A 20,687-nucleotide genomic window follows, 5' to 3' on the forward strand; every position below is an offset into this window, starting at 1 on the left:
AGTGTTTCGTGTGGAGCTGTTCGGGGAGAAGACGAACCGGTGGTGCGAGCTGGAGCTTCCGGCTACCTACTACGGCCTTCTGGATGCGCTGGACAAGCTTCAGATGACGCTGGGCGAAAAGCCGAGATGGGAATTCCTCGAACACCATGGCTTTGTCTTCCTGCAAGACCATTTGGCCCATGAATGCGATCTCTATCAGCTTAACGCTTTGGCAACCTGTCTGGGACAGATGAACGGCAGAGAAAAGACTGCCTTTGAAGGGCTGTTCAACATGGAGGTGGCCAAAAAGTACGGCCCCATCAGTGTTGCCACCATGATCGATCTGGCCTACAGCACAGACTGCTGCCACGTGGTCAACGCCTCAACGGATGAGCAGCTGGGCAGATTCTACGCCGAGAATGATTTCATCCCCGCACTTGACAAAGTCCCCGACCCCATCTTCGAGTACCTGGACTTTGAGAAGCTCGGCAGAAACGCCCGATTTGAGGAGGGCGGCGTCTTTGCAAACGGTGGTTATGTCACGCAGCACAACGAGCTGAAGCAGGTATATGACAGCCTGGCCTTGATCCCCGAAGCGCCGGAATATGGCATCCGCCTGACGGTCGGCAAGTGTCCCTCCCACTCCGATGAGCAGCCGGACAACAGGATGTGCCTGGATCTGCCCGCTACGCAGGAACGGCTGGACGCTGTTCTGGAGGCTTACGGAGGCGCCTCATGGTCGGAAATGTCTGTCCAGGTGGAGGACAGCGCGATGCCCGCGCTTCTGGAAAGCATGGACTGCAATGATGTTCACGAACTGAACGAGTTGGCCAAATGCTTCAAGGAGATGGTCGCGCAAGGAGACCTCTCCACATACAAGGCGGTTATCCTTGCGGCGGATTGTCACGATATCGCTGCCGCTGTCCGAATTGCGGAAAATCTGGATGACTACCTGATCGAGCCGGATCAGCGGACCCCCGAGGAGGTGGCCGTAGAGGAGCTTCGCTTCATTGTGGATGAGCATTCCCGGTCTATTTTGCAAAAGCACATTGTCCTCTACAGCTACGGCAAGGATGTCATGGCGTCAAACAACGCACTGCTGACCCCCTATGGGCTGGTCCAGCGCAGGGATGGCGAGCCGATCCGCAGCGAAGAAATGCAGGCAGAGAAGGCCGGAATGGAGATGATGTGATGGCAAATCGGCAAACCAGGCGGCTCCTTGATCTCCTGGACGGCTTTGAAATGACCAAGTCCCAGCACGACTGGCTGGAGCGGCGGTTCGAGAACATGACGGTCAAAGAAAGTCTCCTGTTCCGAGGGGCCATGCAGATCGAGCAGCCGAGGATGACCTGCGATGTGATGCTGATTGCCAGTCAATTGGATCACTACGACCTGTTCTACGGCGCCGGGGACGATGCCCGACTTGGCAAATTTATCATGGAACAGATCCAGCGCCCTGCCTCCCAGGCACGTGCATTTCTTGACCCGGAGAAAGTGGGGGCAGCTTACCGCCAGAAAGGTGGGAACACCTTCTGCGACGGGCACTTCATCAGGGTCACCTCCCTGATCGATCCGTTTCTGGATGGCGCCCCGACGCTGAATCCCGACAAAGGCGACTACGGTATCCGAGTCAGGCTGGCAAGCCGCTTCAATACGGACGGCGTGTGGGTGGGATTCCCGGACACCGGCGAGTATATGGATGCCGCACACCCGGACGAGCTTCTCCTGGCGCTGGACGCACTGGAGGTGGAGTCTTTGAGCGAGTGCATTGCTGTGGATGTGGGCTGCTGCCTCCCGCAGCTGAAGGACATCCTCTCTCAGTACGGCTCCGCAGCGGAACTCGTCCGTCACGCCATCGACTTCGGCTATGTCTGGGCGGAACAGGGGCAGGGAGGACCCCAGTGGCTGGATAAATGGCAGGCTGTGATGGAGCTGGAGGATTGCCACCGTCTGGATTACGCCCTGGATCTGGCACAGAACCTCCACTGCTATCACTTCATGCCCCGTGACATGGAACTCGCCGATTTCGGAAAAGAGCTGGCGAAACGGGACGGCGTATACCCCAGGGACGAGCTGCTTGCCTCCTGCTTTGATGCGGAGGGGTATGCCAACCAGAGGATGAAGAACATGGGTCTGTCCGCCGCTGCGCATGGCTTCGTATCCTGGAACGGCACAGAGCTGGTCTATGAGTACAGTCAGCCGGATATGGAGCCGACCATGTCCATGTGAAAAGCCACCCACAGACCAGCCGCCGCAACGGAGGTGATGAAATAAGAAATGAAATAGCCTGAACACCACAGGGGCCGTTACCCGAAAGGGACAAACGGCCCCTGATTTTTTGCGCTCTTTTCGGGTGACAGCCCCGGAAAGGAGCCCGCATGACCACGACAAACCCCATCGCTGCGTACCTGAAGACCTATCACAAGGGAGCGGAAAGGGTCGTATCCAGCCGGGAGCTGGAGGCAGCTTTCCAGATCCGCGGCCCCGACCTGCGCCGGTTGATCAACAGCCTGCGTGGGGATGGCGTCCCCATCTGCAGCTCGGCTTCCGGCTATTATTACGCCGGTACTGAGGAAGAACTGCGCAGAACGATCCGGCAGCTCCGGAGCCGGATCAAGAAGATCGCCCACGCGGAACGCGGTCTCACCAAGGCGCTGGAGCAATCCATCGACAGCGGACAGATATCCCTTCCGCTGGAGGGCGGTGATACCGCTTGAAAAGCTTCATCCCCTGGGTGGGCGGTAAAAGCAAGCTGCTGTGGCTGATCCGAAAGCTGTCTCCCTCGCGGTATTCCCGGTTTATTGATGTGTTCGGCGGCAGCGGCACAGTGACCCTGAGCCGCCCCATCCAGCCGGGATGTATGGAGGTCTACAACGACTTCAACAGTGACCTGACCAACCTGTTCTGCTGTGTCAAAAACAGGACCATGGCGCTTCTGCTGGAGTTGGGTTTTCTGCCGCTGAATACACGCGACGATTTCAATGTGCTGTATAAGTTCTTCTCCAAAGAGGAATTCACCGATGACTATCTGGACGAGGAGATGGAGCTGACGGAGCGGTATCTGGAGCCGCCGGATGCCGAGACCATCCGAAGGATGATGCTGGAACGGGCGCCTCGCGGCGATGTGCGGCGGGCCGCCGACTTTTTCAAGCTGATCCGATACAGCTTCAGCGGCGGTGCCAAGTCCTTTGCCGGAAAATCCTGCGACATCCGCCGTTTCTTCTACCTGATTTGGGAGTGCTCCCGCAGGCTGGCAAATGTCGTCATCGAAAACAAGGACTGTGTGGAGGTCGCCCGTCAGTACGACCGGCCAGACGCATTTCTGTATTTTGATCCGCCCTATTACGATGCGGAGGACTGTTATGCGGCGGTGTTTCCCAAGGAAGATCATCAGCGCCTCCACGACGCCCTTCTGGAGTGCCAGGGGTATGTGATGGTGTCCTACAACTACTGCCCCTTCATCGTGGAGCTGTACAAGGAGTTTTACATCTTCCACACCACTCGCCCCAACAGCATGTCGCAGAAGGCCGGAAGCGAGTATGAGGAGATCGTCATCACCAATTACGACCCCCGCCGCCACAATTCCGCAAGGCATTGGCAGCTCAACCTTTTCAACCTGTCTGCCGCGGATGAGGAGGAGGGAAAATACACCCTGATCCATGAACCCACAAAAGAACTCAAACAGGAGGAATGAACATGACATTTATCAAGTACACAAGCGACGGCAAGGCCGTCATCCAGCCCGCCGCCCTGACCTTAAGCGGGCTGGACAGGGAGGAAACGCTGGAGCTGCACACCCTGGAAAACGCCATCGTCCTGCTCAAGCAGGAGATGGAGCCTGCGGAGAAGGCTGCCGCCACGACAACTCTGCTGCGACTGGCCCACAGCCTGATGGAGGATATGCTGGCCGACTGGGAGGCCCAGGAGGACGATGGGGATATGTGCGACGGCTGCCACGGCTGCGATGAAGATATGCTCCCCATCCCCGCCGAAGCCTTTGCGGATGCCGGCATCCTGTACGATAACCTCTGTGTGTTCAGCGTGGACGGCGCTGTTCTGGTGGTATCCGATGACCACAAGACCACATGGAGCGATGCGCTGACCAAGGCGATCCTTGAAAGTGGGAAAGCCAATGACTAAAGACCACGCCTACCTCTATCTCAGTTCCTTCGCCGAGGCCAAACGGCAAAACGAGGTGGCCCTCTGGCGGGCAAGCCACTTGGAGAACATCGCCTGTAAGCAGGCCATCGAGGAATCCATCCGCCGGGGCTTTGATGGGATGCACCTGGACCGTGACTGCGCCAGAAGTGTCATCGATAATTTCGGATTCAAACGTGTGGGGTGGGTGCTGTCCGCCACGCTTCAGCAAAAGCAGTACGACGGACGATTCAGCCCGCAAAACAAAGCGTGGGCCGCCTCCACCTTCATCCCGCCCAGCGACCGCAATTATGAGTTTACCGTGGAGAGCCACCCCGCCGTGCTGGACGGCTTCGTCAACGACTTCCGCAAGGCACAGGCAGAGCTGAAGCTGTTCACCGGCTCCCAGTGCGACGATATGACCGGCCAAAATCTGGAGGGCAAGGTGCTGGTCATGAGTCCGTTCACACTGAAGGAGTCCTGCTGGGCGCCGGAAAATCAGCTCTGGCTGGCCACCGGCGGCTTTGGCTGCGTCCCCACCGCCGCAGGCAGAGCGGTATACGCCACCTGTCTTGGCGATGGAGAGCAGACACGCTGGAACCGCAGCGACTTTATCGGCATTCTCCGGGAGGAGCATCTGCCCGACTGGGCCAGAGAGCGGCTGGAGCAACTCCGGCAGGAATCGCCCGCCGGTCTCGAAATGAGTCATCCATCCATGTAAAGAAAGAAAGGAGATTTGTCACATGGCAACACAGAAGAAAAAGCAGCAGGAAACCCCCACGCCCCAGGTGGAGGCGCGAATCGACCGTATGGTGGATGGGGACTTCAAGACCAAAGCCTATGCCAGCGCCACCATCGGCGGCGCCTTTGCCGTCCACGGCATCCGGGTCATTGAGTCCGACAAGGGGCGCTTCATCTCCATGCCCCAGGAGTCCTACAAGAAAAATGGCGAAACCAAATACAACGACACCTTCCACGCCATTACCGCCGAGGCACGGACCGCGCTGGTGGAGGCGGTCAACGACGCTTACGAGCAGAAGCTCCAGGAGCAGCAGGAGCAGAAAAGCGACGCTCCCGAGCAGGCTATGAGTCAGCAGATGTAAACCGGTTGTCCGGAAGGAGGTGATGCACCCTGATTCGTTTCACAGTAGACAACCAAAACCGCCTGATCTTCTATGGCAATATGGTGGGCTATGTAAAGGACAGCACCGCCGTTGTGGACGAAATGTTCCAGACCGATGAGCTGTCCCGTTATCTGGCCAGAATGAACCTGGCTCCCCAGTGGGAGGAGGGCGTATTCGACCGCCTGACTGCCGGTGAGGTACCCGGTGAGGAGCTGGGTCAGCCGCAGAAGGGCTGCCGCATCTGGCAGCTCCGAAAAGATGTGGATGTCACCATGCGTTTCATCGGATATGAGGATCTGGTCAAAAAGTTCGGAGAACCGGATGCCGGCAACTATACCCAGGTATTCGAAGGGAATCTGGGAACCAATGATCTGGAGCGGATCTATGCCATCTGCAGGGATAGCCCTCCTCCCGGATACCGGGGATACCGAATGGCACTGTCCGATGTGGTGGAGCTTTACGACGCTTCCGGCAGCGAGTTTTATTACTGCGACCGGGTGGGCTTTCGTCCCATCCAGTTCAGCCAGAGTCAGGAGCAAGCAGAATGTATTGAAATGACCATGTAGGCCGGACGTTTGCCCATCGTCCGGCCTTTACCTTGTCAGGGCGTAGCCGCAGCCCTCCCGCATCAGGAAGACTGTGACCGAACCTACATCATCAAGCCATCCACAAACAATCAAAATTGATTTACTTACAGGAGGTATTTTTCATGAAGAAGCTGTTTAAGAACATCGCCAACACCGCCAAGACCACCGCCGCCAGCTACAAGTCTTCCATCGCCGCCTTCCACAGCCGGGCTGTCAGCGGCAACGCCGGCGAGGGCTACATCGATACCGCCGTCAAGGTGCTGATCGCCGTCGTTCTGGGCGCCCTGGTGCTGGCCGGTCTGTACGCTGTGCTGGACGACACCGTCATGCCCACCGTCACCCAGCGGATTCAGGAGATGTTCAACTACGCGGGCTGATGCTCTGGGTACAGGCACTGGTCTTCTGCGGCGGTCTCATCTATGCCGCCGTGGATGACCTGAAAACCAGAACGGTCTGCGACATCGTCTGTATCATCATTGCTGCGGCGGGGCTGATCACCATCAGCCCCGCCTCCCTTTTGGGGGCGCTGCTGGCAATGGCCCCATTTTACCTCTGTGCAGGTCTCGGCCTGATGGGGGGCGGCGATTGGCGGTTAGCCGCCGCCGTTGGATTTGTTCTGGGAGTTGACCGGGTAATCACCGGCTTGTGTCTTATGGCCGCTGCGCTCCTTTTCGTTTCCTTTGCCATGCGGGTGATCCCGGCACTGCGGGAGGGCGCATCGGCAAAGCAGCCGCTGGTTCCGTATTTCGCGGTGGCTTTCATCCCCGCATATTTCTTATAAGGAGGCTCATATGAAAATCTTTCGCAACCGCACCGTGGTCGGTGTGCTGTGTATCCTTCTTGCGCTCCTCATCTGCTTTGGGGTGACGCCCCTGTTCAGCCGCAGCGCCAGCGAGAAGACTGAAATCGTCCGCGTCACCGCCGACATCAAGGAGGGCGACGAGATCACCGCCGAGATGGTGCAGACCGTGGAGGTGGGCGCTTATAACCTGCCCTCCGGCATTATGACAGACAAGGATGACGTCATTGGCAAGTATGCCACCGCCGACCTGAAGATGGGCGACTACATTCTGGACAGCAAGCTCTCCTATGAGCCCGCCGCTGAGAACGCCTATCTGTACAGTCTGGACGGGAACAAACAGGCCATCTCGGTCACTATCAAGAGCTTTGCCACCGGCCTTTCCGGCAAGCTGGAGAGCGGAGACATCGTCTCCGTCCTTGTGGCCGACTACAAGGGTATGGGCGAAACCGTGATCCCGCCTGAGCTGCAGTATGTAGAGGTCATCTCCGTCACCGCTTCCTCCGGTTACGACGCCAACACCGGCGAGGCTGTTGAGGATGAAAAAGAGCTTCCCTCTACCGTAACGCTTCTGGTGACCACCGAGCAGGCCAAGGTGCTGGCCGGACTGGAACAGGAAAGCGAGCTGCATCTGGCCCTGGTCTACCGCGGCGCACCTGAGAATGCCGATGAATTTATCGCGGCGCAGGACGCTCTGATCGAGGAACTGTACGCCGAGCCGGAGGCTGAGGCGGCGGAGGGCGCTGAAAATGCGGAAAGCGCTGAAACCGAGGAAAGCGAGGGCGCTGATCCTGCCGCAGAGAGCGAGGCGGCTGGAGAATGAACTTCATCAAAGGAAGCCTGTTTCGTCGAAACACGGAGCCGGAGGAACTGGAACCTGTTGTGGAGTCCGGCGGTGGCGTTCTCGCCGTGTGGGGAAGCCCCGGCTGCGGTAAAACGGTTACCGCGGTGAAGATCGCAAAGCATCTGGCCTCCCAGAAGAAAAATGTGGCGCTGCTGCTCTGTGACATGACCGCCCCCATGATGCCCTGCATCTGCCCGCCCTCCGAGCTGGAGTGCGATAAATCCCTGGGCAGCATCTTTGCGGCCCAGCGCATCTCCGTCAACCTCATCAAGCACAACCTGACCACCCACAAAAAGCTGTCCTATCTGACCATACTGGGGCTGCGAAAGGGCGAGAACGAGTATACCTACGCGGCCTGCACCAAGCAGCAGGCCGAGGAACTCATCCGCGGTCTGCGTGAGATCGCCCCCTATGTGGTCATCGACTGCTCCAGCTATATCGCCAATGACATCCTCTCCGCCGTGGCGCTCATGGAGGCCGACAGCGTCCTCCGGCTGGCCAACTGCGATCTGAAGTCCATCGGGTACCTGTCCAGCCAGCTCCCGCTCCTCCGGGAACTGCACTGGGACGAGGACAAGCAGTATAAAGCTGCGTCCAATATCAAGCCTCTGCAGGCTGCCGACCGTATCGGTCAAGTGCTGGGCAGCGTTGCTTTCAAGCTGCCGTACTCTCAGGAACTGGAGGAGCAGTATCTGGAGGGGACGCTCCTGAATGACCTCTCCATGAAGGACAGCAAGGCGTTTCGCCGGGAGATCGAGAAAATCTGCAAGGAGGTGTTCTGATGCTTGGCGACAAGAGAAGCAATTCCATATTTGCTGCGCACCCGGTCGCCGCCCCGGTGGAAGCCAGGCCAGAACCGGCCGAGGTGCATGATATCGCCTTTGAGGAGGATACCGGACGGTCCATCTTTGCGGAAGCCAAGGTCGCCCCCAAGGCAAGCGAAGTCTTCTTCGCTCCCCAGGCCGAGGGGATGCCCTTCGGGGAGGTACTCAGTCAGGTGCAGTCCTACCTCTCCGGCGCCTATGCCACCCTGATTACCGACAGCGGGGATGAGGCCAAGGAGCAGATGAAGCGCCGCATCGCCCGGTATCTGCAGGACAACCGAATGGCTGTGGACGGCATGACGCAGGGCGAGCTGGTGGACGCTCTGTACACGGAAATGGCCGAATACGGTTTCCTCACCAAGTACATCTTTGCAGACGGCATCGAGGAGATCGACATCAATTCCTGGCGGGACATCGAGATCCAATATTCCGACGGCCGCACCGTCAAGCTGGAGGAACACTTTGACTCGCCGGACCATGCGGCCAATGTCATCCGCCGTATGCTGCAGAACTCCGGCAAGGTGCTGGACAACGCCAGTCCCATCATCACCTCCCGTCTGGCCAAAAACATCCGTGTTTCGGTCATTAAGACCCCCGTGCTGGACGAGGACGCAGGTGTTGCGGCCTCCATCCGAATCGTCAATCCCAAGAATCTGACCAAGGAGGACTTTGTGGGCAGCGGAACCGCTACGGAGGAAATGCTGGACTTTCTGTCCGCCTGCCTGCGCTATGGCGTGTCCATCTGTGTGGCAGGCGCGACCAGCTCCGGCAAGACTACCGTGGCGGGCTGGCTCCTGTCCACCATCCCTGACCGCAAGCGGATCTTCACCATCGAGGACGGCTCCCGTGAGCTTCAGCTCATCCGGGAGCAGAACGGCAGGGTGGTCAACTCCGTCGTCCACACCCAGACCCGCGACAGCGAGAACGAGCGGCAGCGCATCGACCAGATTGCACTGCTGGACATCGCCCTTCGCTTCAATCCCGACATCATCGCCGTGGGCGAGATGCGAGGCCCGGAGGCTAATGCTGCCCAGGAGGCCGCCCGCGTGGGCGTGGCCGTTCTCACCACCATCCATTCCAGCTCCAGCGAGGGCACCTATCGCCGCATGGTATCCCTGTGCAAGCGGGCCGTGGACACCCCTGACGATACGCTCATGGGCTATGTCACCGAGGCATATCCCATTGTGGTCTACTGCCGCCAGCTGGAGAACAAGGAGCGCCGCATCACCAACATCTCCGAGTGCGAGATCCTGCCGGATGGGAGCCGACGGCTTCACAAGCTCTATGAGTACAACATCACCGAAAACCGTCTGGAGGGCGACCGGTTCATCATTGAGGGACACCACCAGAAGTGCGAGGAGATGTCCGAGAGCCTGCAGCGCCGCTTTATCGAGAACGGTATGCCCCGCGGTGAGCTGGAGCAGTTCATCCAGAGAAAGGAGGAAACTGCATGACAATGATCCAACTGATCGCCTGCATTGGCATGATTGCCGGGCTTTTTATGGTGCTGGGGATCTCCCCCGCAGAAATGAGCGACAGCATCTTCTCCCGGCTGACTGCTGCTCCCGGCAGCATCCGGGCGGATATCAACGAGACGACCAAGCGAAAAAAGGCCGGCTTCTTCCGCCGGGAGATCACGGAAGCCCAGGCGGTGCTGGCCGCATCCGGGCGTGAGGGGAAGTTTCCCATGGTGTGCATGGCCTCCCTGGTGCTGTTTGCCCTGGGCGCCTGCATCGCCATTCTCGCCGGGAACGCATTCCTTGTCCCTGTGCTGGCCATCGGTTTCATGCTGACTCCGTTCTGGTATGTCAAGCTGACAGCCGGAGGCTTCAAAAAGGATGTGGCCGCAGAGCTGGAAACGGCGCTGTCGGTCATCACTACCGCCTATCTCCGCACAGAAAACTTTCAGCAGGCAGTGGAGGAAAATGTCCGATACCTGCACCACCCGGTGCAAAATGTGTTTCAGCGGTTTCTGACCCGCATCAAGCACATCGACCCGGACATGGACGCCGCGCTTCACGACCTGAAATACGCCATCGACAACGAGGTATGGCAGGAGTGGTGCGAGGCGGTGATGGCGTGCCAGACAGACCGCAGCCTGAAAAGCACCCTGACGCCCATCGTCAGCAAGCTGTCGGATATGCGAGTGGTCAACGGAGAGCTGGAAAATCTGGTCTTCGGCCCCCGCAAGGAGTTCGTCACCATGGCGATCCTGGTGCTGATCAATATCCCGCTGGTGCGGTTCATCAACACCGATTGGTACCACACCCTGGTGGACACCATCCCCGGCCAGATGGTCATCGCCGTCTGCATCGCAGCCGTATTCGTGTCCTTTGCCTTTGTGGTGAAGCTGACCCAGCCTATTGAGTATCGGAGGTGAGGAAATGGGTGTACTTTTATTCCTGTTCGGGACCGCGCTGGCCGCCGGACTGTATTTCGTCCTCGCCGACCTTCTGAAGATTCCCAGACTGGCCACGGAACGGGCGCTCATCTCTGCCGGACGGAGGGAGCGGAGCCTGGTCAAAGCTCTGGAGGCGCTGATTCTCGGCTGGGCGCTGAAGCTGGCGCCGCTGATCCGAATGGACGAATACAAATACCGCCGGCTGGAGAGCAAGCTCACGGCGGCAGGGTTGGATATGACGCCCCAGGTCTACACGGCCTATTCGATCCTGAAGCCCTGCCTCATCCTGCTCGGCATCATCCCGTGCCTGCTGATCCTGCCCATCCTGAGCCCCCTCATCGTGGTGCTGGCCGTGCTGACCTGGTTCAAGGAGAGCCGTCGGGCTGACGAGCTGGTCAAGGCCAGAATGGAGCTGATCGAGGGCGAGCTGCCCCGGTTCGTCGCCACCATCCATCAGGAGCTGGCAGCCAGCCGGGATGTGCTGCGGATTCTGGAAAACTACAAGAAACACGCCGGGCCTGACTTTGGTCGTGAGCTGGATGTGCTGACGGCGGATATGCGTTCCTCCTCCTATGAAGCGGCGCTCATCCGCTTTGAGGCCAGAATGGGCTCCGCCATCATTTCGGACATCGTCCGCGGCCTCATCGGCATCCTGCGGGGTGACGACGGGCGAATGTACTTCCAGATGCTGTCCCACGATCTGAAGGCATTGGAACTGCAGCGCCTCAAGGCCAAGGCCGCCAAGATCCCGCCCAAGATTCGGGTGTTCAGCTTCATCATGCTCATGTGCTTCATGATGACCTACATCGTCATCATCGTGTACCAGATCGTCAATTCTCTGGGAAGCCTGTTCTAAAGGAGGTCGCCATGAAAAAAATACTGAAACGGCGCTCCGGCGAAGGCTATATCGATGTATGCGTCCTGGTGGTGTGCGCCATGCTGGTGCTGGCGCTGGTGGTTCGTGTGCTGCCGGTCTATATCACCAAGCAGCAGCTGGATACCTATGCCGTGGAGCTGGTGCGCGAGGCGGAGATCGCCGGCCGGGTTGGCACGGAGACCACCCGCCGGGCCGCGGCGCTTACCGACAGCACCGGACTTGACCCCGACATCCGGTGGTCCACCACCGGACGCATCCAGCTCAATGACGAGGTCACCGTGACCCTGAAGCTGGAAACGGATATCGGCCTGTTCGGAGGATTTGGCTCGTTCCCGATCACGCTGACGGCTTCCGCCACAGGCAAGTCGGAGGTGTATTGGAAGTGAGCAGCGTGCCGCTGCACCCAGTTCGCGCACCAGGAGCCGGAATAATCGGGCCCGTATGCCCGCGATGAAAGTTGGTGAAACCATTGAAATGCAAGCATATCTTTCGCCGTCGCTCCGGCGAGGGCACCCCCATGATCCTTGCTATCGTGCTGGTCTTGCTGATGCTGTTCTGCGCCATTGCCGAGTTCAGCCGGCTGTGGATCATTGCCCAAGGTGTAAAGGAGGCCGCGCAGCAGGCGGTCATTTCCACCGTTAATGACAACTATGACGATGTGTACCACGCCGTCCGCGAGGGATACGCCGCGGGCTGGTATCCGGACGGCACAGGCCGCTGGGATGAGAGCATCGACACCGGTGATGTGTACGGCCAGCTCTCTGAAACGCTCGGCCTGGAAAATACAGCGGGCGGGTATCAGAAAATTTCAGGCGGCGAGGTGGAATATACCATCTCCGACCTGTCCGTGGTTCTGGAAAATAACAGCCTCGGTTCCGGCCAGAGCGAGGGATATACCGCGCTGGTGGAGATCCATCTGGAGGTGCCCGTCCGGTTTCTGGGGAATCTTTTGCCCGCCGCCAGCATGACTTTGCACACAGAGGCCAAATATGTGCCTCTCTTCTGATCCATCCGGTCTTTTCAATAGACTTCCACATGAAAATGTGGTATTGTCCCATTAACAAGTAATACACCAAGGAGGCATACACCATGACAGATAAGACAAAGAGGATCGTCCTCATCGCCGTCTGCTGCCTGCTCTGCGTTGCGGCAGCCATTGGGATCGCCGCCCGGTTCGGCGGCAATGCCGAGATTTCTTCCGGTGTGGTTTCCGATGACTCCACCCAGAGCGGTGATCCCAATGTGGATATCGACAATAACGGCCAGACTGATCTGGATGTCAAGGTGGAAACGCCGGACGCATCCGAAACCGATCCCGCCCAGGGCGCGGACTCCAGCGGCCTGGAGCAGACCATCCAGGCAGATCCCGTAAAGCCGGAATCCCCCGAAAAACCGGAAGCGCCCGCCGGCACCACCACGCTGCCGGATGACCACGACGGAGCGGATGTGCCGGAGGAGGAGCGCAAGACCGAAGATGAGGCGCCGCCCACCTATGAGGAGACTCCCACAGTGACTCCTACTGAAACGGAGCCTGCCGCGGGAAGCACCAACAGCTCCGGTCAGGTCTATGTACCCGGCTTCGGCTACGTGGATAACAGTGGTGAGAACACCGGTGTTCAGGACAACAGTATGTATGAAAACGGAAATAAGATTGGCGAGATGGGCGGCGGTAATTGACCCCCTCATCCGCAATAACGGCGCAGTCGGAAGTGACTGCGCCGTTTCTATTTGAAAAAATCGGAAAGGAGGGCACCTGTGAAGCGAATCCTTGCTCTTATTCTCTCCGCTGTCCTGATGCTGTCCATCGCTGTACCTGCCTACGCAACTGGAGATGAAAACATTGACGGCGGTGGCGGCAACATGGGCAGCGGAACATCTACAAGCTATTGGAATCCCGGCATGGATGGCGTCCGTGTATCCGTAATCAATGTGGACAGCCATGCCGTAGTGGGCAATGTGATCGATCTGACCAACAAAACACCCGCATCGGGCGTTATCCATTTCGGCAAGGTCAGCAAGCTGTCCTATAACGCCGGACGGAGTCTCTCTCCGGTAGTGGGAAACTACAGTTATATCAATCCCTCGCAGAGCCTGCCCCGCATCATCTCCTCCGGCAGCTATCCGGCCAGCATTGATGCCATCCGCAGCTACTTCACCGATGAACAGGTCATCCGAGCCATCGCTGGATATGTGGGGATGGACTTCGATACGCTGATCTGCGGCGATTACAAAATCGTCATCGAGCCGATTGCGTATCTGGTCTATAACGGCGCCAACTACGCTATGACTGCCACCGAGGCCGCTTTGTACGACCAGGTGGTCAGCGGCAACTTGCGCTATTGGATGGGATCGCTGACCCATCAGAATCTCCCGCTCGCTATCTTCCTGGAGGAGGCCGACCTCGGGTATCCCGCCTGGTCAGGCAGCACTACCAGCAAGGTCAGTAACGAGCAGATCATCTCCTCGCTGGGGATCGGCATTGTCCGCTTCAACGATGAGGTGGAGGAACCGGAGGTGGATGAGTTTGACTACGAATACCGGGTGGACACCGATGTCATTACCTCGGTGGAGGTGTCCGGCGGGCAGTCAGACCCGGACAGCCCGGTCACCGTGCAGTTTGTGATCGAAGGCAGCACCTATACCGTCAGCAATGTCTACTATCCGGACGGCGACAGCCAGCTGGTCTGGGTGAAGTGGCATACCCCCGATGAACCCTGTGTCTGCACCATTCAGGTCAGGGTGTTGGGCGGAGGCACGGCGCAAAGCACCATCACCGCCAACATCGTGGATCTGGACGGCAACGACCCGCCCAATCCCGTGGCCGATGACCGAAACGACACCTTCACCCTCGCGGATATCCCGGAGAAAGAAGAAGTGTCCTCCGCCTCTTGGGGCATCTGGTCTCCTTGGTGGCAGGAAAATTGGGTGTGGGTTGAAAACTGGGAGAAGTGCTGGCACACGGATCGGTGGACGGACAGCGAGGGCAAATCCCACACGGACCGCTGGTACCACTGGGTGGACAACGGCTGGTGGGAGGATCAGGGCTGGTGGGAGTTTGATTATAGCGGCTACTCCGCCAGCCTGTCGGCTTCCATGGCCATTACGCCGGATAGCATGTCCCCCACAGCAAGCGCCACGACCGCCAAAAGCGGTTACGGCATCCAGCAGACTGTGACTGCCAATGTCAGCACGACCCAGAGCTCTGCCGTGACTGCGGCGCAAAATGCCGTGACCTATTTCCCGGAGTTCAACTACGAAGGATTCTGGCGGCTTCTGGATCGAAGCGTCAGCGGCAAACGCTCCGCCTTCGCCTTCAAGAATAATCCCTACAGCACATATAACAGGCCGACCCATTTCACCCCCATCTGGTATCCCGATGGAAGCTATACGCCGTACACCTGGCTCCTGGACTGCTGGACGCCGGCAGGCATGCTGTCCATGAACCTAACGGATTCCATTCGGATTTCGGGCGACCTATGGGAAGACTGGCATATCGCCCCCGCAAATTAACAAACTCACAATGGAGGTTCATCTATGCGTAAATATAACTGCAAACGCCTGATTGTTATGATGATCGTGGTGCTGGCTATGGTCTGCCTGACGGCAACCACGGCCTTTGCCGCAGGGACCGGGGATGTGGCCGGCGCCGTGGAGAGTACCTGGACCACCGCATCCGCTCAGATCAAGACTGTGGTCAACAACGTGGTGTTTCCCGCCATTGACCTGATCCTGGCGGTGTTCTTCTTTGCCAAGCTGGGTACCGCTTATTTCGAGTATCGGAAGTCCGGTCAGTTTGAGTGGGCGGCTCCCGCCATCCTGTTTGCCTGTCTCGTGTTTACCCTCACTGCGCCCATGTATCTCTGGAGCATCATTGGAATCTAAGGAGGGTATATGAACTTTTTCGAACAGGAGCTTCACAAGATCGTTGCCCCAAAGTATCCGGACGCCACCTATGTAGGACGAGCCTGCTATGTGCGTCTCGATGAGTTGAATCGGGCAAAGATCCAGTTCGTCACGGGGATCGTCGCAAATCAATACCATGCCCTTCGCGTTTCCATTCTGAATCGGAACGAAGGCCAGGTGGATGTGCTGCTTCTGAATCTTTCCGACATCCTCGGGAAAAAGCAAACCGGCAACCCGAACTTCCGAAATGGGATCAATCCCTACATCTGGGATGACTACGGGAAAGCGGATTGGTATGTCTACCATCCAAACAGCCAGGACTACCAGCAGCTCACGGATGCGGTGTCGGATTATTTGGAGGTGTTTCAGGAGCAAGCCCAAACCGCTGACCCCCAGTGGCAGCAGACCATGTAAAGAACTGACCCAGGGGCCGTACCAGCTGTACGGCCCCTGGCCTTTTATCCCAAGCAGTTGGTGCGGCCTCACACCGAAAAGAGGTGAACGAACCATTGTTTATTTGGGATTTTGTTGCCGACACCATCCTCGGTCAGATCGTGGATTGGATCTACGGCCAGGTCATGGGCTTCCTCGGGAACTTCTTTGCCGAGATGGGGAACATGGGCGTTGAGCTGTTCGAGATGAGCTGGGTGCAGAGCGTGGTACTGTTTTTCTCCTATCTGGCCTGGGCGCTCTACGGCACCGGCCTGGTGGTGGCCTGCTTTGAATGCGGCATTGAATACTCCTCCGGCAGAGGAAATGTCAAGGAGATCGCCCTCAACGCCATCAAGGGCTTTATGGCGGTAAGCCTGTTTACCGTGGTGCCGGTTCGGCTCTATGAACTCTCTGTCACGCTGCAGGCCAGCCTCACCGCCGGAATTACCGGATATGGGACCTCCATTGGCGAGGTGGCGACCGAGATTGTCGATACGCTCAGCGGAGTGGATTCCCTGACAGGCATGACATCCGGCTCATACTTTGGGTTTGCATCCATCACCAGCCCGATCATGCTGCTGTTCTGTATTATCCTGATGGCCTATGCGGTGATCAAGGTATTCTTTGCAAACCTGAAGCGCGGCGGTATCCTTCTGATTCAAATTGCGGTAGGCAGTCTCTATATGTTCAGCGTGCCCCGCGGCTATACCGACGGCTTCATCCAGTGGTGCAAGCAGATCATCGGCCTGTGCCTGACCGCTTTCCTGCAATCCACCATATTGATAGCCGGATTGATGGTGTTTAAAGATAATGCGCTTCTGGGCCTTGGCCTGATGCTGTCCGCCGGTGAGATCCCCCGTATCGCCGGAGCCTTTGGCCTGGATACCACCACAAGAGCCAACATCATGTCTGCGGTCTACACCGCCCAGGCCGCAGTCTCCACCACAAGAACCATCGTTCAGGCGGTAGCCAAATGAGAACAAACAGCATGGGGCCCCCGCACAAGCCCGATACCGCGGCTTGTGTGGGGAGAGGAGGCGCAGCGGAGCGAGTGAATTTTCGTGTCCGCACGGAAATGAACGATGCGAAACTTGCGCCGACGATGGGCAGCCTGTTTGACGGGATCGGGGGATTCCCGCTGGCCGCCATTCACAACGGCATCGTTCCTGTGTGGGCCAGCGAGATCGAAGCATTCCCGATAGAGGTGACCCGGCTTCGATTTCCCGATATGGTCCATGTAGGCGATATCACAAAGCTTGACGGTGCGGAGCTGCCGCCGGTGGACATCATCTGCGGCGGCTCTCCCTGTCAGGACTTGTCTGTGGCCGGAAACCGCGCCGGTCTCTCCGGCGCGCGCTCCGGCTTGTTCATGGAACAGGTCAGACTTGTAAAGGAGATGAGAAATGCAGAACGATTACGAAACAGAACAGCTCTCTATATACGACCTCGATTTATGGTGTGGGAGAATGTTCCCGGAGCCTTCTCCAGCGGAACTCCCAAAGGAGAGGACTTCCGGATCGTCCTCGAGGAGATCGTCCGAATTAAAGTCGGTGGTGTTTCAGTCCCTCGACCTGACACCGGGCGCTGGGAATCTGCTGGGCGAATCGTATTGGGAACTGATTTCTCCCTGGCGTGGCGATGCCTTGACGCTCAATACTGGGGTGTCCCCCAGAGAAGAAAAAGAATCTTCCTTGTCGCAGATTTTGCAGGACGATCCGCCGGACAAATACTATTTGACCCCGAAAGCCTGCCTGGGTATCCTGCGCCGGGCCCTTGAGCGAGGAAAAGAGCTCCCCAAGAAGCTCAAACGGGCGCTGGAAATCCAATCTGGAGTCGCTCCACCGGACGGCGACGCCACCAAGTTGGAAGCGTACCATATCAACCAGAGGGATGAAGGTATCAACCTGCACGGAGTGTCCGGCGCCCTAATGGCCACTAACAATATGCAAATGCAGACCTTTGTCACACAGCCAGACAAGGATGATGTGGAAGGCTTTGATGGGTACAATGGCGATTTGACCGGCGATGTTGCGGCAACGCTTGGCGTAAACTGCGGGATGTCCACAGGCCGAAACGGTCTGCTCCAGCCGATTGCCTTTGCGGCAAATCAGAGAGATGAAGTCCGGGATCTGCACGATGTGGCCGGAGCCTTGGGCGCCCAACCGGGAATGAAGCAGCAAACCTTCATTGCGGAAGGTGTAGTGGCCAAGGGCAACGGCGATTGTTTCCTGACGCCGGAGCGCCATACATCCCTGAGTGCAGGGGGCGGTCAGGCCGGACAGGGCTACCCTTGCGTCCTGACTGCCGGTTTCTCTGCCGGTGCAGGAGCATCCGCCGGAGGCATCGGCTATGGCGAAGAACTCGCCCCCACGCTGAAGGGCAGCGCTGGCGGGAACTGCATGCCATCGGTTTTGTGCCTCAACGACCAGGGCGGCAGCGTCATGGAATGCAGTGAAAATGTGACAGGGACTCTCCGAGCCCAGGAACACGGACACCAGCCGCTGGTCTATGAGAACCACGGCATCGACTCCCGCTACACCGGTCCGCATCGGGTCGCTCCCACCATGTCCGCACGGTACGGTACCGGCGGCAACAATGTGCCGTTGGTAGAGCAGGAACCGGTATTCTGCATCACCGGCAACGCCATCGACAGGCAACCCAAAAACGGTGGGAACGGCATCGGCTATCAGCAGGACATCGCCTATACCTTGACCGCAACCGACCACCATGCGGTATTCAGCAGGCAGCGGGTGGATGTGTTCAAGGACGGCGAGGTGGTCAGCACCCAGAGTGCCCGTCAGCATAAGGATGCCACAGATCTTGTGCTGCAAGGGACAGGCCGGCCAAAGCTGATTCGCAGGCTGACCCCACTGGAGTGTGAGCGCCTTCAGGGCTTCCCGGACAATTGGACAGCCATCCCCGGCGCCTCGGACTCAGCCCGCTACAAAGCACTGGGCAATTCCGTTGCCATTCCGTGCGTGGACTATGTTCTCCATGGCATTTCGCTGGTGCTTCTGGCAAGCTGAATGTGCCTTGTTGCTTCTGCTTCGTTTACGCTTGCTTCTTTGTTGGGTTGTGTGAATAGCTATTTGTCCTTGGGTGCAGTATGCTTTGCCTGCAAAATACAGAAAGGAGAACGCTCCATGAATGCGAAAAAGAATCTCTGTGCAATGATTCCCGCAGACCTCCACGCCAAGGTCATTGCGGAGAAAGAGCAGCTGGCGCTGAGCACCTTGGGAGAATATGTGGAACTGGTACTCAAAGAACACTTCGAAGGAGGAAAAACGATCATGGCAGCAACCAAAACCTTGGCATTCCAAATCTCTGAGGAACTGGATCAGCGGCTGAAGAACTTCATCGCCGCCGAAAAGAAGCGCGGCCGGAAGATCAGCCAGAAGGAGTTCGTCATCGGACTCATCGAACAGGCGCTGGCCGAATATGAGGCGCAGAACCAGACCGAGGAAACGACCAACGAATGAGATACCGCATGGACGCCGGGGAATGAACCCCGGCGGCTTTTTTCTTGGAGGTGAACTATCCTGTACATCTATCCCGATAACCTGACCGCCAAAGCAATGCTGTGGCTTTGGGAACTCAAGGATGTGGGCGTCATCGGCGTAGGGCTTTTGCTCTCCGTCCTGGCGCTGACCCAGACCGGAATTTTTATTCCGCTGGTGCTGACGGCGGTCTACGCCTTCCTCAGCATCCGGTTTGACGGCACCAGCATTCTGGACTTTATCCGGTATGCGGTGGCCTTCCTGATCACCAGACAGCAATTTTATGAATGGAGAATGTGATATGAGCTATGACGAAACCATGTTCGGTACGGCGCCTCCTTTCTCTTTTGAGGAAACCGAAGGATACGAAGAAAAAGATCTGTCTGCTTCGCTGACCCTTCGGTGGAGCCGGAAACGCAGACGCTGGGAGTGTGACAATGCGTATTTCTGGCACGAGTCCCAAAACAAGTGGTGCTGCCGCAGTGAGGACGGCAGATATTATCACGGCTTCCGCAGTCTGCGGGCCCTTCTGAAAAGCTATGTGGGCGGACGCCTGTGTGAAAGCTCCCGCTGCGATGGTGCGAGAAATGTCCGGGCAAAATACTGGTTCCGCCAGCACCCCAAGACGGTGACCTGCCGCGTCACCATCCGCTGCACCGGCCTGTTTCCGGCGCTCTTTTCCAAAGGAGGGATCACAGTATGAGCAGAAAGAAAAAAGATAAGTCGGCCCAGTCTACCCGGCAGCTCATGGGGATCGACAGCGTCAAAGACTACTGCATCGCCACCCGCATGGGCGACCTGGTATTCTTCATCATCAAGCCCACCAACATCAGCGTCCTGCCGGACTCCAGCATCAGCGCCAGAATCTACGCTCTGCTGAATGTGGTCAAGGGACAGGCCGAGATCGAGATGCTGGCGCTCAACTCCAAGGAGTCCTTTGAACGGAACAAGACCTTCTATCAGGAACGGCAGACCTGCGAGGAGCTCCCTGCCATACGCAGGCTTCTGGAGCAGGACAGCACACACCTGGACCGCATTCAGGTGCTGATGGCCTCCAGCCGGGAGTTTTATATCATCATCCGGCTGCGGAAGGAAAAGGATACGGATGTGTTTCCGTACCTCAGCCGCATCGAGCAGAGCATCAATGACAACGGATTCACCACCCGCCGGGCCGCCGAGCAGGATCTCAAACGGATGCTGGGCGTCTACTTCGAGCAGAATGTGACCACCGAGCAGTACGAGGACTACGACGGTGACCGCTGGGTCATTGTGGGCGAATAAAG

The 20,687-nt window shown here is 57.9% G+C and carries 26 protein-coding genes and 1 pseudogene; all 27 read left to right on the top strand.

The window, feature by feature from the left end; translation table 11 throughout:
* Nucleotide 1 precedes the first annotated feature (1 nt).
* The 27 genes and pseudogenes from B5F54_RS09465 (at nucleotide 2) to B5F54_RS09595 (ending at nucleotide 20,685) form a co-directional block, all read left to right on the top strand.
* Nucleotides 2–1,171 (top strand): antirestriction protein ArdA, encoded by a 1,170-nt coding sequence (locus B5F54_RS09465; RefSeq protein ID WP_328245464.1) that lies wholly within the window; start codon nucleotides 2–4, stop codon nucleotides 1,169–1,171.
* A complete protein-coding gene (locus B5F54_RS09470; RefSeq protein WP_071430796.1) occupies nucleotides 1,171–2,208 on the top strand; it encodes a hypothetical protein in 1,038 nt (345 codons plus the stop codon). Before B5F54_RS09465 ends, B5F54_RS09470 begins: the two co-directional genes overlap by 1 nt.
* A gap of 149 nt (nucleotides 2,209–2,357) precedes the next feature.
* Nucleotides 2,358–2,696, top strand: coding sequence for a hypothetical protein (locus tag B5F54_RS09475; protein ID WP_071430794.1), 339 nt, complete (start codon nucleotides 2,358–2,360; stop codon nucleotides 2,694–2,696).
* Entirely contained in the window at nucleotides 2,693–3,673 is a 981-nt protein-coding gene (locus tag B5F54_RS09480; protein ID WP_207738183.1) for a DNA adenine methylase, read from the top strand. Before B5F54_RS09475 ends, B5F54_RS09480 begins: the two co-directional genes overlap by 4 nt.
* Before the next feature lie 2 nt (nucleotides 3,674–3,675).
* Entirely contained in the window at nucleotides 3,676–4,119 is a 444-nt protein-coding gene (locus B5F54_RS09485) for a hypothetical protein (protein WP_071430792.1), read from the top strand.
* A complete protein-coding gene (locus tag B5F54_RS09490) occupies nucleotides 4,112–4,837 on the top strand; it encodes a DUF3849 domain-containing protein (RefSeq protein WP_071430790.1) in 726 nt (241 codons plus the stop codon). The genes B5F54_RS09485 and B5F54_RS09490 overlap by 8 nt, the downstream gene beginning before the upstream one ends.
* Nucleotides 4,838–4,859: 22 nt before the next feature.
* Nucleotides 4,860–5,219 carry a SpoVG family protein gene (locus B5F54_RS09495; RefSeq protein WP_076944460.1) on the top strand — a complete coding sequence of 120 codons (360 nt, stop codon included), beginning with the start codon at nucleotides 4,860–4,862 and terminating at the stop codon, nucleotides 5,217–5,219.
* 80 nt (nucleotides 5,220–5,299) lie between these two features.
* Nucleotides 5,300–5,806 carry a YodL domain-containing protein gene (locus B5F54_RS09500; RefSeq protein ID WP_071430788.1) on the top strand — a complete coding sequence of 169 codons (507 nt, stop codon included), beginning with the start codon at nucleotides 5,300–5,302 and terminating at the stop codon, nucleotides 5,804–5,806.
* A 143-nt stretch (nucleotides 5,807–5,949) separates the two neighbouring features.
* Complete coding sequence (locus tag B5F54_RS09505; RefSeq protein ID WP_071430786.1) at nucleotides 5,950–6,204, top strand: DUF6133 family protein; 255 nt, start codon at nucleotides 5,950–5,952, stop codon at nucleotides 6,202–6,204.
* Nucleotides 6,204–6,608: an A24 family peptidase gene (locus B5F54_RS09510; protein WP_071430784.1), complete on the top strand. Its 405-nt coding sequence runs from the start codon at nucleotides 6,204–6,206 to the stop codon at nucleotides 6,606–6,608. Before B5F54_RS09505 ends, B5F54_RS09510 begins: the two co-directional genes overlap by 1 nt.
* Before the next feature lie 10 nt (nucleotides 6,609–6,618).
* The gene (gene cpaB, locus B5F54_RS09515) at nucleotides 6,619–7,449 is read left to right on the top strand and encodes a Flp pilus assembly protein CpaB (RefSeq protein WP_071430782.1); all 831 of its coding nucleotides are present in this window, start codon (nucleotides 6,619–6,621) and stop codon (nucleotides 7,447–7,449) included.
* Nucleotides 7,446–8,252 carry an AAA family ATPase gene (locus B5F54_RS09520; protein WP_071430780.1) on the top strand — a complete coding sequence of 269 codons (807 nt, stop codon included), beginning with the start codon at nucleotides 7,446–7,448 and terminating at the stop codon, nucleotides 8,250–8,252. The genes cpaB and B5F54_RS09520 overlap by 4 nt, the downstream gene beginning before the upstream one ends.
* Nucleotides 8,252–9,748 carry a CpaF/VirB11 family protein gene (locus tag B5F54_RS09525; RefSeq protein ID WP_087233673.1) on the top strand — a complete coding sequence of 499 codons (1,497 nt, stop codon included), beginning with the start codon at nucleotides 8,252–8,254 and terminating at the stop codon, nucleotides 9,746–9,748. The genes B5F54_RS09520 and B5F54_RS09525 overlap by 1 nt, the downstream gene beginning before the upstream one ends.
* Nucleotides 9,745–10,674, top strand: coding sequence for a type II secretion system F family protein (locus B5F54_RS09530; protein ID WP_087233676.1), 930 nt, complete (start codon nucleotides 9,745–9,747; stop codon nucleotides 10,672–10,674). The genes B5F54_RS09525 and B5F54_RS09530 overlap by 4 nt, the downstream gene beginning before the upstream one ends.
* 4 nt (nucleotides 10,675–10,678) lie before the next feature.
* Complete coding sequence (locus B5F54_RS09535; RefSeq protein WP_087233680.1) at nucleotides 10,679–11,551, top strand: secretion protein F; 873 nt, start codon at nucleotides 10,679–10,681, stop codon at nucleotides 11,549–11,551.
* Nucleotides 11,552–11,562: 11 nt separating this feature from the next.
* On the top strand, nucleotides 11,563–11,958 hold the full coding sequence (locus B5F54_RS09540; protein ID WP_087233682.1) for a DUF4320 family protein: 396 nt from the start codon (nucleotides 11,563–11,565) through the stop codon (nucleotides 11,956–11,958).
* A 131-nt stretch (nucleotides 11,959–12,089) separates the two neighbouring features.
* On the top strand, nucleotides 12,090–12,578 hold the full coding sequence (locus B5F54_RS09545; protein ID WP_087233826.1) for a hypothetical protein: 489 nt from the start codon (nucleotides 12,090–12,092) through the stop codon (nucleotides 12,576–12,578).
* 83 nt (nucleotides 12,579–12,661) lie between these two features.
* Nucleotides 12,662–13,249 (top strand): DUF6550 family protein, encoded by a 588-nt coding sequence (locus B5F54_RS09550; protein ID WP_087233685.1) that lies wholly within the window; start codon nucleotides 12,662–12,664, stop codon nucleotides 13,247–13,249.
* A gap of 78 nt (nucleotides 13,250–13,327) precedes the next feature.
* A complete protein-coding gene (locus B5F54_RS09555; RefSeq protein ID WP_087233688.1) occupies nucleotides 13,328–15,082 on the top strand; it encodes a hypothetical protein in 1,755 nt (584 codons plus the stop codon).
* A 24-nt stretch (nucleotides 15,083–15,106) separates the two neighbouring features.
* Nucleotides 15,107–15,454: a DUF3852 domain-containing protein gene (locus tag B5F54_RS09560; protein ID WP_087233691.1), complete on the top strand. Its 348-nt coding sequence runs from the start codon at nucleotides 15,107–15,109 to the stop codon at nucleotides 15,452–15,454.
* A 9-nt stretch (nucleotides 15,455–15,463) separates the two neighbouring features.
* Nucleotides 15,464–15,889, top strand: a complete 426-nt coding sequence (locus tag B5F54_RS09565) for a hypothetical protein (RefSeq protein ID WP_087233694.1) — start codon at nucleotides 15,464–15,466, stop codon at nucleotides 15,887–15,889.
* A gap of 95 nt (nucleotides 15,890–15,984) precedes the next feature.
* On the top strand, nucleotides 15,985–16,884 hold the full coding sequence (locus B5F54_RS09570; RefSeq protein WP_071430760.1) for a conjugal transfer protein TrbL family protein: 900 nt from the start codon (nucleotides 15,985–15,987) through the stop codon (nucleotides 16,882–16,884).
* A 98-nt stretch (nucleotides 16,885–16,982) separates the two neighbouring features.
* Nucleotides 16,983–18,933, top strand: a pseudogene (locus tag B5F54_RS09575) (DNA cytosine methyltransferase).
* Between the two features lie 117 nt (nucleotides 18,934–19,050).
* Nucleotides 19,051–19,386 carry a hypothetical protein gene (locus tag B5F54_RS09580; protein WP_071430758.1) on the top strand — a complete coding sequence of 112 codons (336 nt, stop codon included), beginning with the start codon at nucleotides 19,051–19,053 and terminating at the stop codon, nucleotides 19,384–19,386.
* A 60-nt stretch (nucleotides 19,387–19,446) separates the two neighbouring features.
* On the top strand, nucleotides 19,447–19,704 hold the full coding sequence (locus B5F54_RS09585; RefSeq protein WP_071430756.1) for a hypothetical protein: 258 nt from the start codon (nucleotides 19,447–19,449) through the stop codon (nucleotides 19,702–19,704).
* A gap of 1 nt (nucleotide 19,705) precedes the next feature.
* Entirely contained in the window at nucleotides 19,706–20,107 is a 402-nt protein-coding gene (locus B5F54_RS09590) for a hypothetical protein (protein ID WP_071430754.1), read from the top strand.
* Nucleotides 20,104–20,685: a hypothetical protein gene (locus B5F54_RS09595; RefSeq protein ID WP_071430752.1), complete on the top strand. Its 582-nt coding sequence runs from the start codon at nucleotides 20,104–20,106 to the stop codon at nucleotides 20,683–20,685. The genes B5F54_RS09590 and B5F54_RS09595 overlap by 4 nt, the downstream gene beginning before the upstream one ends.
* Nucleotides 20,686–20,687: the final 2 nt, after the last annotated feature.

It is taken from the genome of Anaeromassilibacillus sp. An250 (assembly GCF_002159845.1).
Lineage (GTDB): Bacteria > Bacillota > Clostridia > Oscillospirales > Acutalibacteraceae > Anaeromassilibacillus > Anaeromassilibacillus stercoravium.

Coding starts and splice junctions, on each gene's coding strand:
- B5F54_RS09560 (WP_087233691.1), top strand. CDS start 15,107: ATGCGTAAATATAACTGCAAACGCCTGATTGTTATGATGATCGTGGTG.
- B5F54_RS09590 (WP_071430754.1), top strand. CDS start 19,706: ATGAGCTATGACGAAACCATGTTCGGTACGGCGCCTCCTTTCTCTTTT.
- B5F54_RS09500 (WP_071430788.1), top strand. CDS start 5,300: ATGGTGGGCTATGTAAAGGACAGCACCGCCGTTGTGGACGAAATGTTC.
- B5F54_RS09535 (WP_087233680.1), top strand. CDS start 10,679: ATGGGTGTACTTTTATTCCTGTTCGGGACCGCGCTGGCCGCCGGACTG.
- B5F54_RS09545 (WP_087233826.1), top strand. CDS start 12,090: ATGATCCTTGCTATCGTGCTGGTCTTGCTGATGCTGTTCTGCGCCATT.
- B5F54_RS09475 (WP_071430794.1), top strand. CDS start 2,358: ATGACCACGACAAACCCCATCGCTGCGTACCTGAAGACCTATCACAAG.
- B5F54_RS09490 (WP_071430790.1), top strand. CDS start 4,112: ATGACTAAAGACCACGCCTACCTCTATCTCAGTTCCTTCGCCGAGGCC.
- B5F54_RS09540 (WP_087233682.1), top strand. CDS start 11,563: ATGAAAAAAATACTGAAACGGCGCTCCGGCGAAGGCTATATCGATGTA.
- B5F54_RS09510 (WP_071430784.1), top strand. CDS start 6,204: ATGCTCTGGGTACAGGCACTGGTCTTCTGCGGCGGTCTCATCTATGCC.
- B5F54_RS09595 (WP_071430752.1), top strand. CDS start 20,104: ATGAGCAGAAAGAAAAAAGATAAGTCGGCCCAGTCTACCCGGCAGCTC.
- B5F54_RS09550 (WP_087233685.1), top strand. CDS start 12,662: ATGACAGATAAGACAAAGAGGATCGTCCTCATCGCCGTCTGCTGCCTG.
- B5F54_RS09530 (WP_087233676.1), top strand. CDS start 9,745: ATGACAATGATCCAACTGATCGCCTGCATTGGCATGATTGCCGGGCTT.
- B5F54_RS09470 (WP_071430796.1), top strand. CDS start 1,171: ATGGCAAATCGGCAAACCAGGCGGCTCCTTGATCTCCTGGACGGCTTT.
- B5F54_RS09495 (WP_076944460.1), top strand. CDS start 4,860: ATGGCAACACAGAAGAAAAAGCAGCAGGAAACCCCCACGCCCCAGGTG.
- cpaB (WP_071430782.1), top strand. CDS start 6,619: ATGAAAATCTTTCGCAACCGCACCGTGGTCGGTGTGCTGTGTATCCTT.
- B5F54_RS09580 (WP_071430758.1), top strand. CDS start 19,051: ATGAATGCGAAAAAGAATCTCTGTGCAATGATTCCCGCAGACCTCCAC.
- B5F54_RS09520 (WP_071430780.1), top strand. CDS start 7,446: ATGAACTTCATCAAAGGAAGCCTGTTTCGTCGAAACACGGAGCCGGAG.
- B5F54_RS09485 (WP_071430792.1), top strand. CDS start 3,676: ATGACATTTATCAAGTACACAAGCGACGGCAAGGCCGTCATCCAGCCC.
- B5F54_RS09505 (WP_071430786.1), top strand. CDS start 5,950: ATGAAGAAGCTGTTTAAGAACATCGCCAACACCGCCAAGACCACCGCC.
- B5F54_RS09525 (WP_087233673.1), top strand. CDS start 8,252: ATGCTTGGCGACAAGAGAAGCAATTCCATATTTGCTGCGCACCCGGTC.
- B5F54_RS09565 (WP_087233694.1), top strand. CDS start 15,464: ATGAACTTTTTCGAACAGGAGCTTCACAAGATCGTTGCCCCAAAGTAT.